15 protein-coding genes are annotated in these 16,247 nt (G+C 42.8%); 14 read left to right on the forward strand and 1 reads right to left on the reverse strand.

What is annotated here, in order from left to right; all coding sequences use genetic code 11:
- Positions 1–10 precede the first annotated feature (10 nt).
- The 10 genes from QM968_RS07935 to QM968_RS07980 all read left to right on the forward strand — a co-directional run bounded on the left by QM968_RS07935 (position 11) and on the right by QM968_RS07980 (position 11,016).
- Entirely contained in the window at positions 11–703 is a 693-nt protein-coding gene (locus QM968_RS07935) for an amino acid ABC transporter permease (protein WP_009732141.1), read from the forward strand.
- A gap of 3 nt (positions 704–706) precedes the next feature.
- The gene (locus QM968_RS07940; RefSeq protein WP_009732142.1) at positions 707–1,393 is read left to right on the forward strand and encodes an amino acid ABC transporter permease; all 687 of its coding nucleotides are present in this window, start codon (positions 707–709) and stop codon (positions 1,391–1,393) included.
- A 19-nt stretch (positions 1,394–1,412) separates the two neighbouring features.
- A complete protein-coding gene (locus tag QM968_RS07945; protein WP_009732143.1) occupies positions 1,413–2,177 on the forward strand; it encodes an amino acid ABC transporter ATP-binding protein in 765 nt (254 codons plus the stop codon).
- An 875-nt stretch (positions 2,178–3,052) separates the two neighbouring features.
- On the forward strand, positions 3,053–5,173 hold the full coding sequence (locus QM968_RS07950) for an ATP-dependent Clp protease ATP-binding subunit (protein ID WP_009732144.1): 2,121 nt from the start codon (positions 3,053–3,055) through the stop codon (positions 5,171–5,173).
- 235 nt (positions 5,174–5,408) lie between these two features.
- Positions 5,409–5,654 carry a hypothetical protein gene (locus QM968_RS07955; protein WP_009732145.1) on the forward strand — a complete coding sequence of 82 codons (246 nt, stop codon included), beginning with the start codon at positions 5,409–5,411 and terminating at the stop codon, positions 5,652–5,654.
- Positions 5,655–5,810: 156 nt separating this feature from the next.
- Complete coding sequence (gene yajC / locus QM968_RS07960) at positions 5,811–6,137, forward strand: preprotein translocase subunit YajC (protein WP_003004444.1); 327 nt, start codon at positions 5,811–5,813, stop codon at positions 6,135–6,137.
- 154 nt (positions 6,138–6,291) lie between these two features.
- On the forward strand, positions 6,292–7,041 hold the full coding sequence (locus QM968_RS07965) for an isoprenyl transferase (protein ID WP_414383402.1): 750 nt from the start codon (positions 6,292–6,294) through the stop codon (positions 7,039–7,041).
- Positions 7,042–7,050: 9 nt separating this feature from the next.
- On the forward strand, positions 7,051–7,854 hold the full coding sequence (locus QM968_RS07970) for a phosphatidate cytidylyltransferase (RefSeq protein ID WP_414326250.1): 804 nt from the start codon (positions 7,051–7,053) through the stop codon (positions 7,852–7,854).
- A gap of 36 nt (positions 7,855–7,890) precedes the next feature.
- A complete protein-coding gene (gene rseP, locus QM968_RS07975) occupies positions 7,891–9,150 on the forward strand; it encodes an RIP metalloprotease RseP (RefSeq protein ID WP_414326248.1) in 1,260 nt (419 codons plus the stop codon).
- Positions 9,151–9,165: 15 nt separating this feature from the next.
- Complete coding sequence (locus QM968_RS07980; RefSeq protein WP_009732150.1) at positions 9,166–11,016, forward strand: proline--tRNA ligase; 1,851 nt, start codon at positions 9,166–9,168, stop codon at positions 11,014–11,016.
- Between the two features lie 53 nt (positions 11,017–11,069).
- On the opposite strand, the gene QM968_RS07985 is transcribed toward QM968_RS07980, so the two are convergent.
- Complete coding sequence (locus QM968_RS07985; RefSeq protein ID WP_414383404.1) at positions 11,070–11,630, reverse strand: hypothetical protein; 561 nt, start codon at positions 11,628–11,630, stop codon at positions 11,070–11,072.
- A 478-nt stretch (positions 11,631–12,108) separates the two neighbouring features.
- Between QM968_RS07985 and QM968_RS07990 the strand changes: the two genes are divergently transcribed.
- The 4 genes from QM968_RS07990 to QM968_RS08005 all read left to right on the forward strand — a co-directional run bounded on the left by QM968_RS07990 (position 12,109) and on the right by QM968_RS08005 (position 16,246).
- Positions 12,109–12,396: a WXG100 family type VII secretion target gene (locus QM968_RS07990; RefSeq protein WP_003009979.1), complete on the forward strand. Its 288-nt coding sequence runs from the start codon at positions 12,109–12,111 to the stop codon at positions 12,394–12,396.
- 131 nt (positions 12,397–12,527) lie between these two features.
- Positions 12,528–15,551, forward strand: coding sequence for a type VII secretion protein EsaA (gene esaA / locus QM968_RS07995; RefSeq protein WP_414383483.1), 3,024 nt, complete (start codon positions 12,528–12,530; stop codon positions 15,549–15,551).
- The gene (gene essA, locus QM968_RS08000; protein ID WP_009732153.1) at positions 15,548–16,003 is read left to right on the forward strand and encodes a type VII secretion protein EssA; all 456 of its coding nucleotides are present in this window, start codon (positions 15,548–15,550) and stop codon (positions 16,001–16,003) included. The genes esaA and essA overlap by 4 nt, the downstream gene beginning before the upstream one ends.
- Positions 16,004–16,246 carry an EsaB/YukD family protein gene (locus tag QM968_RS08005; protein ID WP_414383407.1) on the forward strand — a complete coding sequence of 81 codons (243 nt, stop codon included), beginning with the start codon at positions 16,004–16,006 and terminating at the stop codon, positions 16,244–16,246. It abuts the gene before it with no gap.
- The last annotated feature ends 1 nt before the right edge of the window (position 16,247 follow it).

Below are 16,247 nucleotides of genomic sequence, written 5' to 3' on the forward strand. Positions count from 1 at the left end.
GAAAAGAAACATGGTCTCATACGACATTTCCAAGGTCTGGTCATTTCTTCCAACCTTGGTCCAGGCCCTACCGGCGACCCTAGCTTTGATGGTGTTAACGACGCTTCTCGGTTCTGCTTTTGGCTTGGTTTTGACCTGGGCACAAGTATCAGAAGATAAGGTAGGAGCAGGTCTGGCAAAAGGCTATGTCTTTACCTTGCGTTGTACCCCTCCAATTGTCTTGCTCTTTTTGGTCTTTTATGGACTGCCCCAATTTTTGAACTGGTGGTTGGGCATTGACATTGACCACTGGTCCAAGTTTGTCTTTGTCCTGGTTGCCATGTTTCTTCTCTTTGCCGCGATGATTTCTGAGGTCTTTAAGGCAGCCTATTTGGCCATTCCTAAAGGTCAGATGGAGGCTGGCTTGAGTATCGGCTTGACGCCAGCTCAAACCATTTGGCGGATTGTCCTTCCCCAAGCCTTTCGCGTGGCTCTTCCAAATATGACGACGGCTATCTTGAACCTCATGCGCGACGCCGCTTTGGCTTATACTATTGGCTTTATCGATATCATGGGAGCAGGAAATAACTTGATCAGCCGCAATCTCGGAAATTATTCCCTTGAGACTTATACAGCCGTAGCAGTGATTTACTGGGGCATTGCCCTTGTGATCTCCTTCTCCGCTCAATTCCTTGAAAAACGACTCAGCGTAACAGAAAGGTAGCTTATGGATTTCAATTTTATTAGTAAAACATTTCTAGCCACCTTGGGTGGTGTTCCAGTAACCCTTCTGATCATGGTCGTATCCATCCTCTTGAGTTTTTTTCCAGCCCTCTTTTTGGCGCTCGGTCAGATCTATAAGGTCAAAGGGGTTCGCAGTTTCTCAGTGGTTTACTTGGCATTTATCCGGGCGACGCCTCCGATCCTCTTGATTCTCTTCTTTTATAGTCTCTTTCCTAGTCTCTTAAATAGCTTTTTTAAGAGCATGGGCAGTCACTTTAATGTCTTTGAGATCAATCCCATTTACTATGCCTTTATCATCTTTAGCTTGATGACAACAGGAAGTCTAGCTGAAATTCTCCGGTCAGCTATTCTGACGGTGGATAAGGGTCAACTAGAAGCAGCGCAAGCCATCGGTTTGACCAATCGCCAAGCCTATATCCGCATTGTTTTTCCCCAAGCCCTACGTGCAGCCCTGCCCAATCTATGTAACCTGGTCATCAACTTGGTCAAAGGAACTTCCCTTGTCTTTGTCATGACCATCAAGGATATCACTGCCATTGCCAAGGTCGAAGCCTCTTATGGCTATCAATATTTTGAATCCTATCTCGTGATTTTTATTCTTTATATTGTCATTTGTGGGGTGATTCAGTGGGGATTCAATCGCTTAGAAAAACGCCTGACACTCGCATAGAAGAAGGAGAATTGAAAAGATGTTAGAAGTAGAACACGTATCGAAAAAATTTAAGGACCACCAAGTCCTGGTAGATGTTAATCTCAAGGTCAACCAAGGGGATGTCGTCGTTATTTTGGGTCCATCTGGATCAGGAAAAACAACCTTCCTTCGCTGCCTTAATCACTTGGAAAAGGCGGATACAGGCCGTTTGACTTTGGGTGGAAAAGAGTATGACCTCTCAAAGCTCAGTAAAAAAGAAATTCTAGAAATCCGCCAAAAGACAGCCTTTGTCTTCCAGCATTACAATCTCTTTGCCAATAAAACAGCCCTTGAAAATATCTTGGAAGGCCTGATTGTAGCCCGCAAGATTCCAAAAGAAGAAGCTCTTCAACGGGCAGAGTCCGCCCTTGAAAAAGTCGGTCTCCTCGCTTATAAGGATTACTATCCTTCTCAATTGTCAGGGGGTCAGCAGCAGCGGATCGGAATCGCACGTGCTATCGCAGTAAAACCCGACGTGATCTTGCTGGATGAGCCGACCTCAGCGCTGGACCCAGAGTTGGTCGGGGATGTACTAGCTGTTATGAAGCAACTAGCCCAAGAAGGAGTGACCATGGTTGTGGTAACCCATGAGATGAGCTTTGCGCGTGATGTAGCCAACCACGTCATCTTTATGGATGGTGGACACATCATCGAAGAAAACGAACCCCATGAATTCTTCAACAGTCCAAAGGAAGAGCGAACCAAACAATTCCTTTCACGGATTCTATCCGACGCCACCTATAGCGTCGAATACATGATTTAACAGGAGACACACCCTGGGAAGGGTGTAGCAGATTAAAGACAAAGTCATCTTAGAAACTTTCTTTAGGTGAGTACGGACGTCAGCGAACTTCGAAGAAGTTCCATGACTAAATTAAGATACAAAGGGCGTCTGCGGATAAAGTCAAAATAGGGAGCAGGACAGAAGCACTTTTGTATGGAATTACTTCGTTGTCCTGCCCCCACAAGGCTGATTAGGATTCTTCCGAGCTAAAAGGTGAGAGAAGAATTCAATCAGCTACTGTGTCTTGGATTTAGTACTAATGTATTTTATGCTTTTGACACAATCCGCAGCCCGTGTTCAATTCGTTTTGAGCCCCTTCGCTTTTCAATTTTAGGCTCAGGCTAAAACAGTTCCCCGAACTGTTTTACTCTCAAAACTCCCGAGTGCTAGAAACAACAGTGTTTCTAGCACTTTTCTCACGGCGGAAAGTTTCAGTGTATGTTTGAATGAGCCTAACGAACTCAGTGTTTATCATTTTTTTAGCATCACTGAGGTTGCTGGATATAATACAGTTTGTCTACATTCTAACCTCCAGTTTTTTTAGCTTGGAATTTTTTTAAAAAATTATGTAAAAAACTGTTGACAAAAAAATCATCTTGCTTTATAATAATTTATGTAAACAAAAAGAGGTTGGAAAATCTCAAGAGTTTACAGGATCAATAGTGGAAAGGAGATGGTGAGATGCTATTTCCAAAATATAGAAAACTAATTGATAAAAGAAGGAATATAAGATCTTAGCCCTCGAGGCTATTCATTTAAAAGAAAAATAAAATTATGTAAACAAACGTTAAGTAGCCAATTCGGCTACTCATTTTCAAGAATGAATTAAAATTATGTAAAACGAGGTAATAACTATGAACAACAACTTTAACAATATGGATGATCTTTTCAATCAACTAATGGGAAATATGGGTGGTTTTCGTTCTGAAAGCCGTCGCTACATGATCAATGGTCGTGAAGTAACACCTGAAGAATTCGCTATTTACCGTCAAACGGGTCAACTTCCAACCGAAGGAAGTGAGCCAGTGCAACACCAACAAGGCAAAGGCATGAAACAAGATGGAATTCTTGCGAAGCTGGGTCGTAACTTGACTGAAGAAGCTCGTGAAGGAAAATTGGATCCGGTCATCGGACGCAATAAAGAAATTCAAGAAACAGCTGAAATCTTGTCTCGTCGTACCAAGAACAATCCGGTCCTTGTAGGGGATGCAGGTGTTGGTAAGACAGCTGTTGTAGAAGGCTTGGCCCAAGCTATCGTGAATGGTGATGTTCCAGCAGCCATCAAGAACAAAGAAATCATCTCCATCGATATTTCTGGTCTAGAAGCTGGTACGCAATACCGTGGTAGCTTTGAAGAAAATATCCAAAATATGATCCAAGAAGTCAAAGCGATGGGCAATGTCATCCTTTTCTTTGACGAAATTCACCAAATCCTTGGTGCGGGTAGCACAGGGGATGGTCAAGGATCTAAAGGTCTTGCGGATATCTTGAAACCAGCTCTTTCTCGTGGTGAATTGACAGTCATTGGTGCAACTACTCAAGATGAATACCGTAACACCATCTTGAAGAATGCGGCCCTTGCTCGTCGTTTCAACGAAGTCAAGGTTAATGCTCCATCAGCTGAAGATACTTTCAAGATTCTCCAAGGGATCCGTGATCTTTACGAAAAACACCACAATGTTGTCTTGCCAGATGAAGTCTTGAAAGCAGCCGTTGATTATTCTGTTCAATACATTCCACAACGTAGCTTGCCTGATAAGGCGATTGACTTGGTCGATGTGACAGCTGCTCACTTGGCAGCTCAACACCCTGTAACAGATGTCCATGCGGTTGAGCACGAAATTCAAGCGGAAAAAACTAAACAAGAAGAAGCTGCGGCTAAAGAAGATTACGAAGCAGCTCTAAATGCAAAAGTCCGTATCGAAGAGCTTGAAAAGAAAATTGCTAACCATACAGAGGATCACAAGGTAACTGCAACTGTCAATGACGTAGCTGAGTCTGTCGAACGGATGACTGGTATTCCAGTATCTCAAATGGGTGCAACCGATATCGAACGATTGAAAGATATGGGTCACCGTTTGCAAACGAAAGTTATTGGCCAAGACAAGGCTGTTGAAGCTGTTTCAAAAGCGATCCGTCGGAACCGTGCAGGCTTTGACGAAGGAAACCGCCCAATCGGTAGCTTCCTCTTTGTAGGTCCTACTGGTGTTGGTAAGACTGAGTTGGCAAAACAATTAGCCCTTGATATGTTCGGAACGAAAGATGCTATCATCCGTTTGGACATGTCAGAATACAGCGACCGCACAGCCGTATCTAAATTGATCGGTACCACTGCCGGTTATGTTGGTTACGATGACAACAACAATACCTTGACAGAACGCGTCCGTCGTAATCCATACTCTATCGTCCTTCTTGACGAGATTGAAAAGGCGGATCCTCAAGTGATCACCCTTCTTCTTCAAGTCTTGGATGATGGTCGTTTGACAGACGGTCAAGGAAACACTGTTAATTTCAAGAATACCGTAATTATTGCTACTTCAAATGCTGGCTTTGGTTACGAAGCGAACTTGACAGAAGATGCGGACAAACCAGAACTCTTGGATCGTTTAAAACCATTCTTCCGTCCGGAATTCTTGAACCGTTTCAACGCCGTGATCGAGTTCTCACACTTGAGCAAGGAAGACCTTTCTAAGATTGTTGACTTGATGTTAGAAGAAGTGAACAAAACTCTTGCTAAGAAAGATATCGACTTGACAGTGAGCGATGCTGCCAAAGAATACATGACTGAAGAAGGATATGATGAAGTTATGGGTGTTCGTCCACTCCGTCGTGTGGTTGAACAACAAATCCGAGATAAAGTGACAGATTTCCACTTGGATAATCTTGATGCTAAACACTTGCTAGCAGATATGGAAGATGGAGAATTGGTCATCAGAGAAAAAGACACAAAGAAAGAAGAAAACATTGATAAATAAGGTAGATAAGAAGTGATCACTTTGTGAAAAATGGAGGCTGCTATAATATAGCAGTCTTTATTTTTTCTTCCCACCCAGGGGAAATTATTCGCCGGATAAGGCCAAAATCCCCCTATTTGGGCTAAAAAAACATCAATAATTAGTGAAATTAATCCAATTTGAGCAAAATTATTAATAAATAAAGAAAATAAGTATATAATTTATACAAGAAAAAAATATGAGGAATGGAAGTACGATGAACAATACAATTGATATCTACTCGACTCCCGAATACAGAAAGGTTGAAGCCGTTGTTCAGCTGATGGTCGATGGTCGCTTGACAAGCTACCGTGTTGCAACTGAAACCAACATTAGCAAAATGAGCTTGGCAACTTTGACCAAGGGAACGAGTAAAATAAAAAATATTACCTATCAAACGGCCTTGGCCTTGATTGATTGGTATGATGAGAATCATGAAAAGTATGGCATTACGATTGACTAGTCAGTAGCCCACTTTTCGTGGTTTTTTTCTTTTTCAGCAAAACTTGCCTCCTCTTTGAGACTGGACTCTGATTTTACTTGAAGAGGATGGGAAAACTTGAAAAGACGGACGAAATTTGATATAGTATAGCATATATGAAAATTAAAGGAGAAACATATGCAAGGCGGAAGTTTGCTAATTATGCTCGTTCTTATGGTCGGTTTGATGTACTTCATGAGCCGTAGCCAAAAGAAACAGTACCAAAAACGGATGGAAAGTTTGAATAAACTTCAAAAAGGAAATGAAGTCATCACGATTGGTGGCTTGTACGGAACCATCGATGAAGTCGACACAGACCGCAAGACCGTAGTCTTGGATGTTGATGGTGTCTACCTGACCTTTGAATTGGGAGCGATCAAAACAGTTCTTCCTGTATCAGAAGGAATCTCAGCCACTGCTACAGAAGGTGCTAGCTCAGATGCCGATTCAGCCATCGAAGAATAATCATCAAAGAAGAGGCAAGGGCCTCTTTTTTGGTGGGCAAATAGGACGATGTGATGAAGGAAAGTCCTGCTGGTTCAAAAAAGAGGCCAGAGTCCCTATTTTATGGGGATTTATGGTATAATGAAGCGATAAATATTGAAATAGGTAGAAAAACATGTTTCGTTTTAAGAAAAAAGAAAAAATCGAGATACCTTTAGAAGTCCCGAAACACATTGGGATCATTATGGATGGCAATGGTCGCTGGGCGAAAAAGCGGATGCAACCGCGCGTCTTCGGTCATAAGGCGGGGATGGAAGCTCTCCAAGAAGTGACGATTGCAGCAAAAAATATGGGTGTTCAGGTCTTGACGGTCTATGCCTTTTCGACGGAAAACTGGACACGCCCTGAAGATGAAGTCAAGTTTATCATGCACTTGCCAGTTGAGTTTTATGACCGCTTCGTCCCCGAGTTGCATCGCAATAATGTCAAGATTCAAATGATCGGTGATACCAAGAAATTACCCAAAGAAACGCTAGAGGCTTTGGAACGAGCAGAAGAGATGACCCAGCTCAATACGGGCCTGATCCTGAATTTCGCACTCAACTACGGGGGACGTGCAGAAATTACCCAGGCTGTGAAGCAGATTGCGCAAGAAGTCTTGGATGCTGACTTGAGCCCTGAAGATATCACTGAAGAGATGATTGCAGGTCATCTCTATACCGAAAGTTTGCCACGCGATCTAAGGGATCCGGATTTGATTATCCGTACCAGCGGAGAAATTCGTTTGAGTAACTTCCTTCCTTGGCAGGCCGCCTACAGTGAGTTGTATTTCACAGATGTCATGTGGCCAGATTTTGGAGAAGAGGCACTAAGAAGTGCCGTAGTAGAATATAGCCATCGCCACCGGAGATTTGGCGGTGTTTAGGAGAAGATGATGACGAAAGATTTACAAAAACGTGTAATTTTTGGAGGAATTGCCCTGCTCTTTTTCATTCCAACAGTAATGGTTGGAGGGATGTTCTTCCAGATTGTGATTGGTTTGATCGCCATGTTAGGGGTACATGAACTGCTCAAGATGAAGGGGCTTGAAACAGCGACCTTTGAAGGAGCGCTAGCCATGTTGGCGGCCTTTGTCTTAACCTTGCCGATTGAGGACTATCTGCCTTACCTTCCAGCAGATGGCAACATGATTGCCTATGGTTTGGTTGTCTTGATCCTCATGGGAACAACGGTTCTTGCTCAGAATTACAATTATGAAGATGTGGTTTACCCCATTGCTTCTAGCTTCTATGTGGGACTCGGTTTCCACTCCCTAGTAGATGCACGAATCGCTGGTATTGACAAGGTTTTATTAGCTCTCTTTATTGTCTGGGCTACGGATTCCGGTGCTTATCTGGTAGGAAGTCAGTTTGGAAAACGCAAGCTCATGCCTACGGTCTCTCCCAATAAAACGATTGAAGGCAGCCTTGGAGGCATCTTATCTGCAGTTGCAGTAACCGTGATCTATATGATCGTGGATCGCTCTGTGGCCAGTGGACATGGGTTGATCGCCATGATCTTCTTTACCATCCTTTTTAGTATTGCAGGTCAGTTTGGAGACCTGGTAGAGAGTGCGATCAAACGCCACTTTGGTGTCAAGGATTCAGGGAAATTTATCCCAGGACATGGTGGTGTCTTAGACCGCTTTGATAGTTTGATTTTTGTTTTCCCCTTGATGCATTTCTTGGGCTTGTTCTAAGACAGAAGAGATAGAAAGGAAACTACGTATAAAACGATGCAGTTAGTTGCTTTTATTGTTATTTTTGGAGTGATCGTACTCGTCCACGAGTTTGGTCATTTCTATTTTGCGAAAAAATCGGGCATCTTGGTGCGAGAATTCTCGATCGGGATGGGGCCGAAAATCTTTGCCCATATTGGGCAGGATGGGACAGCTTATACCATTCGGATCCTACCTTTAGGTGGTTATGTCCGTATGGCTGGTTGGGGTGAGGATACCACGGAGATTAAGACCGGGACTCCTGTCAGCTTGACGCTCAATGAGGCTGGTAAGGTCGTCCGGATTAATCTTTCTGGAAAGAATCTGGATCAGACAGCCCTTCCCATGAATGTCACCCAGTTTGACTTTGAAGACAAACTGGAAATTACCGGCTTGGTTCTTGACGAGGCAAAGACCTATGCTGTCGATCATGATGCGACCATCGTTGAAGAAGATGGAACCGAAGTGCGGATTGCACCGAGAGATGTTCAATACCAAAATGCCAGCATTTGGGGACGCTTGATCACCAACTTTGCAGGTCCGATGAACAACTTTATTCTCAGTATTGTGGTCTATTCCCTCTTAGCCTTTATGCGCGGTGGTGCGATTGACTACTACAGTAACAATGTTCAGGTGGCACCCGATGGGGCCCTTGCCAAGGTCGGTGTCAAAAGCAATGTTCAGATCCTTCAGGTCAATAACGACACCGTTAGCAACTGGGATGAGTTGACAGACGCTGTAGAAAAAGCAACAAAGGACAGCAAGACTGCTCCGGAGTTGACCCTGAAAGTCAAGACAGATGGTCAAGAAAAAGAAGTCAAAGTGAAGCCAACCAAATCAGGCGATCGTTACTATCTGGGTGTGACAAATGGGATCAAGACTGGATTTATGGACAAGCTCTTGTCTGGTTTTACAGATACCTGGAATACAGCGACCCGGATCCTGGGAGCCCTGAAAGATATCATTTTCCACTTTAGTCTCAATAAACTGGGTGGTCCGGTTGCCATCTATAATGCCAGCTCACAAGCTGCTCAATTAGGGATTCCAGCTGTGCTATCTCTCATGGCCATGCTTTCCATTAATATTGGGATTTTCAATTTGATCCCGATTCCGGCCCTGGATGGTGGAAAAATCTTGATCAATTTGATTGAAGTGGTCCGGAGAAAACCGCTAAAACAAGAAGTAGAAACTTATATGACACTTGCAGGTGTAGCCCTAATGGTGATTTTAATGATTGCTGTCACCTGGAATGATATTATGAAATTATTTTTGAAATAGAAAAGGATGTTGTCCATGAAACAAAGTAAAATGTTGATTCCAACCCTTCGTGAAATGCCAAGCGATGCGCAGGTCATCAGCCACGCTTTGATGTTGCGTGCGGGTTATGTTCGCCAAGTATCAGCTGGTGTCTATTCGTATTTGCCACTAGCTAATCGTGTGATTGAAAAAGCAAAAGGCATCATGCGCCAAGAATTCGAAAAAATCGGAGCAGTAGAAATGCTGGCTCCAGCCCTTTTGAGTGCGGATCTCTGGCGTGAATCTGGCCGTTATGAAACCTACGGGGAAGACTTGTACAAATTGAAAAACCGTGAAGGTTCTGACTTTATCTTGGGTCCAACTCACGAAGAAACCTTTACAGCTATTGTGCGTGATTCTGTCAAGTCTTACAAGCAATTGCCACTGAACTTGTACCAAATCCAACCGAAGTACCGCGATGAAAAACGCCCACGGAACGGTCTTCTACGGACCCGTGAGTTCATCATGAAAGACGGTTACAGTTTCCATGCTAACTATGATAGCTTGGATGAAACGTATGATGAGTACAAGGCAGCTTATGAGCGGATCTTCACCCGCAGTGGCATCGACTACAAGGCCATCATTGGCGATGGTGGCGCCATGGGCGGAAAAGATAGCCAAGAGTTTATGGCTGTTACACCTGCTCGTACAGACTTGGATCGTTGGGTTGTTTTAGACAAATCGGTGGCTTCATTTGATGAGATCCCAGCAGAAGTCCAAGAAGAAATCAAGGCAGAATTGCTCAAATGGATGGTTTCTGGTGAAGATACCATTGCCTATTCAAGTGAATCAACCTATGCTGCCAACTTGGAAATGGCTACTAATGAATACAAACCAAGTAACCGTGTGGTCGCTGAAGAAGAAGTGAAACGCGTGGAAACACCAGGTGTCAAATCGATTGATGAAGTGGCAGCCTTCTTGAATGTCCCGGAAGAAGCAACCATCAAGACCTTGGTGTATATTGCGGATGATGAGCCAGTTGTGGCCCTTCTCGTTGGCAATGATCAACTCAATGAAGTGAAATTGAAAAACCACCTCGGAGCAGACTTCTTCGAACCTGCAACTGAAGTGGAAGTGAAAGAATTGTTGGGAGCGGACTTTGGTTCTCTTGGTCCAGTTGATCTTCCTGAAAATGTCAAAATCATTGCAGACCGTAAGGTCCAAGATAGTCGCAATGCAGTTGTCGGAGCAAATGAAACAGACTACCACTTGACCGGTGTGAATCCAGGACGTGACTTCACTGCGGAATTTGTTGATATCCGTGAAGTTCGGGAAGGCGAAATCTCACCGGATGGAAAAGGTGTCTTGAACTTTGCACGCGGGATCGAAATCGGTCATATTTTCAAACTCGGCACACGTTATTCAGCTAGCATGGGAGCAGATGTCTTGGACGAAAATGGACGTGCTGTGCCGATTATCATGGGTTGCTACGGGATCGGTGTTAGCCGCCTTCTCTCAGCCGTCATGGAGCAGCATGCTCGCCTCTTTATCAATAAGACGCCAAAAGGGGAATACCGCTATGCTTGGGGCGTTAACTTCCCTAAAGAATTAGCTCCATTTGATGTGCATTTGATTCCAGTCAATGTTAAGGATGAAGCCAGTCTTGCTTTGACGGATCAGATCGAAAAAGCCTTGGTTCATAAAGGTTACGAAGTTCTGGTCGATGATCGAAACGAACGCGCTGGTGTGAAATTCAGCGATAGCGATTTGATTGGTCTTCCAATCCGTGTCACAGTTGGTAAAAAAGCAGCTGAAGGCATCGTTGAAGTCAAAATCAAAGCGACAGGAGATACCATCGAAGTGCATGCAGATAATCTCCTTGAAACCCTTTCAATCTTGAACAAATAAGAAAAAAAGCTTTCTGAGCCTTAACCAGGTGTTAAGGAACTCAGAGAGCTCTTTTATTTTTCTTCTTTGAGGCCTTGATTTTCTAGATAGGTGAAGAAATCTTGAGGCTTACCATTGAGGTATTTCTTAAATTCGGCAGTTTCTTCCTCTCCTTGATCTCCGTAGATGGTGGCAAACTCATCTTTCTTGATTTTTGAGAAGTCAGCCTGAAGGACCTTGGCATAGGCTTGTTTATCGTTTGAAATTTGAATCCGAAAGCTAAGTCCAGGTTTGTCATTTAAGGCTTTATAGATATCGCTGTGCTCTAATTCTTCTTGGTAGAGTTCCTTCAATTCAGCAAGATCCATTTTTTGTGAATCTGGCGAAATGGGTTCAAAACTCAGGAAGGTAAAAGATACAATCTCATCTTTTTTGTAGCCGATTTGAATTTTATTTTGATAGTGATCACTCAATTCTGTAGCGAAGGTTTTGGTTCGAACCTTTTCTTCTTTTTCTTTTTTCACCTGGGAAGTGCTTTGGCTGGATGTTGTTGCTGTTTTTCCTTTTTCTGCTTGGCCTTGGCTACAAGCGGTAAGGGCTAGTAGGCAGAGAGAGGTGAATACTATTTTTTTCATAGAGACTCCTTTTAGGGGTTAGTAGTGTTCGATCTTGCCTCAAACAAGTTCTAGATAGTTTTTATTATATCATAAACCTCAGAAATATGAAAAAATATACAGTAAATATACAAAAAAGCCACTAAGGAGATATAAAATCAACAATTTTTATTTATGTGTTCAGTTAATATGTAAGGATAAACTCCTTCCATTTCGTTCTAGAATTAATACTAAATAAAGACTACTGGGGCAAGAGTTTTCAGAAAAATGTTACATTTTTATAACAAATTATTTCAAAAATGTAACAAAGTTACAATGTATTATCAGTTGGGCATCAAAACTTGACATTCTCGCAATATTTCATTAAGATATCATTAAGTAAATAATACAAATAGGGAGTGAAAAGGTAAATATACAGTTTTTTGGATTTTTACTAATTCGTACTAAATGTATTGTTTATGAAAAAAATATAAGGGTATCAGCCCAAAAGGAGAAACATATGGCTCAAATTAAATTAACTCCAGAAGAACTACGTCAATCAGCACAACGCTATTCACAAGGTTCTCAAGAAATCGATCAAATCCTTAACACTTTGACTCACGAACAACAAGTCATCGATGCAAACTGGGATGGATCTGCATTTGATAGCTTTGAAGCACAATTCAACGAATTGTCTCCAAAAATCAAACAGTTCGCTCAATTGTTGGAAGACATCAATGCTCAATTGATCAAAGTTGCTGATATCGTTGAACAAACTGACCAAGATATCGCTGCACAAATCCACTAAGATGGTCTTGAAGGTGATCTTACTTCTTGTAGGTAGATCACCCTTTTGTCTTTTGATATATAGAAAATAGGGGTTAGGTAGATAATTCCTAACCCCTATTTTGTATCTATGAATTAGAAAAAGGAAAAGGTATAGAAGTGAAAAAGAAAAAATGGTTAAAATACATCGGTCAGAGTGCAGTTGTGCTCCTTTTGATGGGATCTGTAGTGGGGCTTTATACAAGTGTTCAAAAGGACCAAAAACAAAATGAAGCCAAGACGGTGCAAACGACGGAAAACACCAAGCTGAATATTGCTGTTGTCAATGAAGATAAGGCAGTTAAGCTGAATGACAAAGAATACAACCTCGGTGCCAGCTATGTAAAGAACATCGAACGAGACAATTCGCAAAACTGGTCTGTCCTCCCGCGTGGAGCAGCTGAATCAGGACTTGCCGATGGCAAGTACCAGTTGATGATCGTGATTCCCAGTGACTTCTCAGAGAAAGTTCTAGAAGTGAATGCTGTGAATGCAGAGAAGACAACCGTTACCTATAAGGTCAACGCCGCCGGGAATTCTCAGGTGGAAAATGAGGCCAATAAGGTAGCGAAAGATATTGTTTCAGACTTGAATAGTCAACTGGTTGATATGTATATGGTCAGCATTTTGAGCAACCTCTATACAGCGCAGAAAAATGTGGAGACCAGTAACAAAATCCAATCGACCAACATCGGCTCTTATCGGACTAATTTGTTGAACTCGGCCTTGGAGTCGAAGAATATCTTCCCAAGTCTCTATGGCTTGTCAACGTCATCTGTTGAGTCCAACAATGCCCTGAAGACGCTTCTTGAGTCTTATACACAGGCCTTTGACCAATTGTCCCAATCTCAGGATCAGTATGGTCAAAACTTTGACTTGCTGATCAAGCAACGCTCAGCAGATAAGATCAGTCATGAAGAATTTATGAGCCAATTGATGGCCATGAACCAATCTGTAGTCAGCGAAAAAACTCAGGATTTGTACAAGAGATTGCAACAAAACCAAGAAGCGATCACCAAGCAATTGAGCCAGCCGGCTGAAGGAGAAGCTGATCCTTCAGCTACCAAGACTTATGCAGGCTTGACCAAGGATGTAAATGATCGTATTGCGGAGCTTGAAAAAGGGATCCAGGCAGAACGTGACAAATTAGATGAGCATGAAAAGAACATCGAAGCTTCTGTAAAATCCAAGGTCTTGGACTATTATGGTCTCAACGAAGGAGACAAGGTGACCCTTCGTACGCTACTTGGAAAGACAAGTATCAAGACGCTAAGTGACGCACGTAATAAAGCGGATGATAACATTCGTAACGCAATTAAAAAACTTCCGTCTTTAGATCCAGCTAGTCTTAATCTTAATAAATATGGCAACCTCAATACAGCAATTCATTTTGATAGTACGTTTGCTGGGACGATGGCGGAAGCAAATGGAAATGCTGATGAATTAAAGACTTTGGCTGCAGAAGTAGATGCCAAATTAACTGCAGTTGCCGATGTCCTCAATGCTAGATCTGGGAAACAGAAGGTTAGCATCCTAGTACCTGCAGGAGTCAAGGTTGATACTTGGACCTATGATGGACATACTTATGCAGGTGGCGGCGAGCAGGAAGTAGAACTTCAAGATGGCAAACAAATTCAAATTCACCTGGCAGAAGATGGGGGTACCATGCCAAGCACGATTGATGTTGAAGTTCTTGTGAATGGGGTTTCTTCAACCAGTGTGACGGTATCAGCTGAAGACTTGAAAACAGCTGTCGCTAACTATGCAACCAAAGCCAGTGAAATTGCCTTGAATTATCAACGCGCAGGGGCTTTGATCGATGCTTACTATCCAGAAGATGATAAGGGAGATCGCCATTCGCTCTATGATCCAATCGAGAATATGGATTTGACGGAGGCTTTGGCCGATATCGTGAAATCCACAGTTGCAAGCAATATTAAGGACTATCGGACGAGTATTGAAACAGATGAAAAAGGCGATGCAACGAATAGTGTGAAAGCCAAGCTAGATGACACGCTCAAACAGTTGCAAGTCTTGGGGCCGGAATTGCAGGCCAACCTTACAGCCATCGAAAATACCAACAAAGATCTAACCCAAAATATCAATGATCAATTGACGCAGTATGCAGAGCTTCAAAAACAGTTAGAGGATATCTCAAAAACCCAAGAAACTGTTACCGAAGCTCAAATCAAGACGGATGCAGACTTGTCAGCACTTGGTTCTGAATACACGTCGTTATTGAGTTCAACTGAAAGTGTTAAAAGTTCATCTCGTAGCAATGTGGACGCTGCCAACTCTACCAATGAAATCTTTAACCAATTAAACAAAGAATTGGAAAGAGCCCAAGGCAATACAGAGAAATTGTCTAGCGATGCTGAGAGCTTGATGGGTGACTTTGACAAGGAATTGTCTGAAAACGGGAACTTCGTTGAAGCCTTCCGTAAAGTCTTCAACAATGCCTACGAAAATGGTGTGCCAAACGAAGTCTTGCTCGACTTCTTGTCAAATCCAGTTGCAGAGAAATCTTCTTCTGTGAAAGCGACCATCAACGTTTACCGTCCATTTATCTGGATCTTTATGTTGGAAGTCTTGAGCCTCTTTACCGCTTATCTCTTTGCGACGCAACCAATCATCCGCAAGGTCAAAAACCGCTTTAAACTGAACCGTTTACAAGAATCAGATATCTTATCTGTGGGTGTCCTTGTCGGACTTTCCCTCATTCTTGGTTTAGTCATCGGAATGATTTCAAGCATCCAACTCTCTGTTGGTCGTGAATATGTTCCTTCATGGGTATTCCTAGCGGTGCTAGCAAGCTTTGTCTTGGTACAATTGCAATACCTCCTCTTGAAACACTTCCGTGTCCTTGGAATGGGACTAGCCTTCTTCATGTTGATCAGCTATGTCTACCTTTCAAGCGCGATCGGGACAACAGCCACCTTATCAGGTCTTCCAGCACATGTGAAAAATGTTAACCTCCTTTCTATTTTAGAAGGACAGTTTGCGGGATACTTTGATGGACAAACAGCCGGTATCGGCCATATCTTCGGATTGTTGGTCTTCTTCGGACTGTTGGCGCTTGCCAATACCTTCATTCCAAAGAAGTTTACACAAACAAAGGAAATTGAATCAAGCTTATGAAAAAAATGATGTATCTTCTCTTTGTCTTTAGTCTCTTACCAGTTGTTGTTGTGTCTGCAGATGATTTTATCGATAATCGTCTGCAGGTCAACAACTCACGCCTGGAGACAGAAGAGGAAAAGACACTCGGTGGGCAATTGGATGCTACTGAGTCTCTTTTCAATGAGAAGGATCAGAAAAAAATAGCAGATGAAAAACGCAAGCAAGAGAAACAATTGACCGATTCAGACGGCCAGTTGTTTTCTGCTATAAAGGGAAAGAAAAAAACAGGGCCGGAAGCAGACCTGTTCCAGCAAGAAAATCAAAAATTATCCAAATTTGAGTCCAATGTAGAGGACAATTCGGCTAGTTTGTCGGATTTTATTCCAGCTTTGCAAATGCTGGCTTGGAGTGCTCTTCTCTTTGGAATTGCTGGCTATATTTCCTATCGAATCTATAGAAAAGAGGCCTAAATGGACCAACATATCAATGTCACCTTCCGCATGAATGGGGCAAGCCATGACCTCCGGATTCCGACGCGGATGGAGGTGCGACGCTTGATTCGAGAATTGGATCAGATCTTTGGGTCTGCCATGGAGCCTAGAAGAAAGTATCAGTTGCGCGTGGTAAATAAAGGCATCTTGCTGGATGAAGGCAAGGTGGTACAAGAGTATCCGATCACGAGTGGTGATTTGATCGAGATTGAGGAGTGGTAAG

This window comes from Streptococcus sp. OMI870 (assembly GCF_047460295.1).
GTDB lineage: Bacteria > Bacillota > Bacilli > Lactobacillales > Streptococcaceae > Streptococcus.

Bases quoted from the DNA above. Each gene is read 5' to 3' on its own strand.
- QM968_RS07935 (WP_009732141.1), top strand. From the start codon at position 11: ATGGTCTCATACGACATTTCCAAGGTCTGGTCATTTCTTCCAACCTTG.
- QM968_RS07940 (WP_009732142.1), top strand. From the start codon at position 707: ATGGATTTCAATTTTATTAGTAAAACATTTCTAGCCACCTTGGGTGGT.
- QM968_RS07945 (WP_009732143.1), top strand. From the start codon at position 1,413: ATGTTAGAAGTAGAACACGTATCGAAAAAATTTAAGGACCACCAAGTC.
- QM968_RS07950 (WP_009732144.1), top strand. From the start codon at position 3,053: ATGAACAACAACTTTAACAATATGGATGATCTTTTCAATCAACTAATG.
- QM968_RS07955 (WP_009732145.1), top strand. From the start codon at position 5,409: ATGAACAATACAATTGATATCTACTCGACTCCCGAATACAGAAAGGTT.
- yajC (WP_003004444.1), top strand. From the start codon at position 5,811: ATGCAAGGCGGAAGTTTGCTAATTATGCTCGTTCTTATGGTCGGTTTG.
- QM968_RS07965 (WP_414383402.1), top strand. From the start codon at position 6,292: ATGTTTCGTTTTAAGAAAAAAGAAAAAATCGAGATACCTTTAGAAGTC.
- QM968_RS07970 (WP_414326250.1), top strand. From the start codon at position 7,051: ATGACGAAAGATTTACAAAAACGTGTAATTTTTGGAGGAATTGCCCTG.
- rseP (WP_414326248.1), top strand. From the start codon at position 7,891: ATGCAGTTAGTTGCTTTTATTGTTATTTTTGGAGTGATCGTACTCGTC.
- QM968_RS07980 (WP_009732150.1), top strand. From the start codon at position 9,166: ATGAAACAAAGTAAAATGTTGATTCCAACCCTTCGTGAAATGCCAAGC.
- QM968_RS07985 (WP_414383404.1), bottom strand. From the start codon at position 11,630: ATGAAAAAAATAGTATTCACCTCTCTCTGCCTACTAGCCCTTACCGCT.
- QM968_RS07990 (WP_003009979.1), top strand. From the start codon at position 12,109: ATGGCTCAAATTAAATTAACTCCAGAAGAACTACGTCAATCAGCACAA.
- essA (WP_009732153.1), top strand. From the start codon at position 15,548: ATGAAAAAAATGATGTATCTTCTCTTTGTCTTTAGTCTCTTACCAGTT.
- QM968_RS08005 (WP_414383407.1), top strand. From the start codon at position 16,004: ATGGACCAACATATCAATGTCACCTTCCGCATGAATGGGGCAAGCCAT.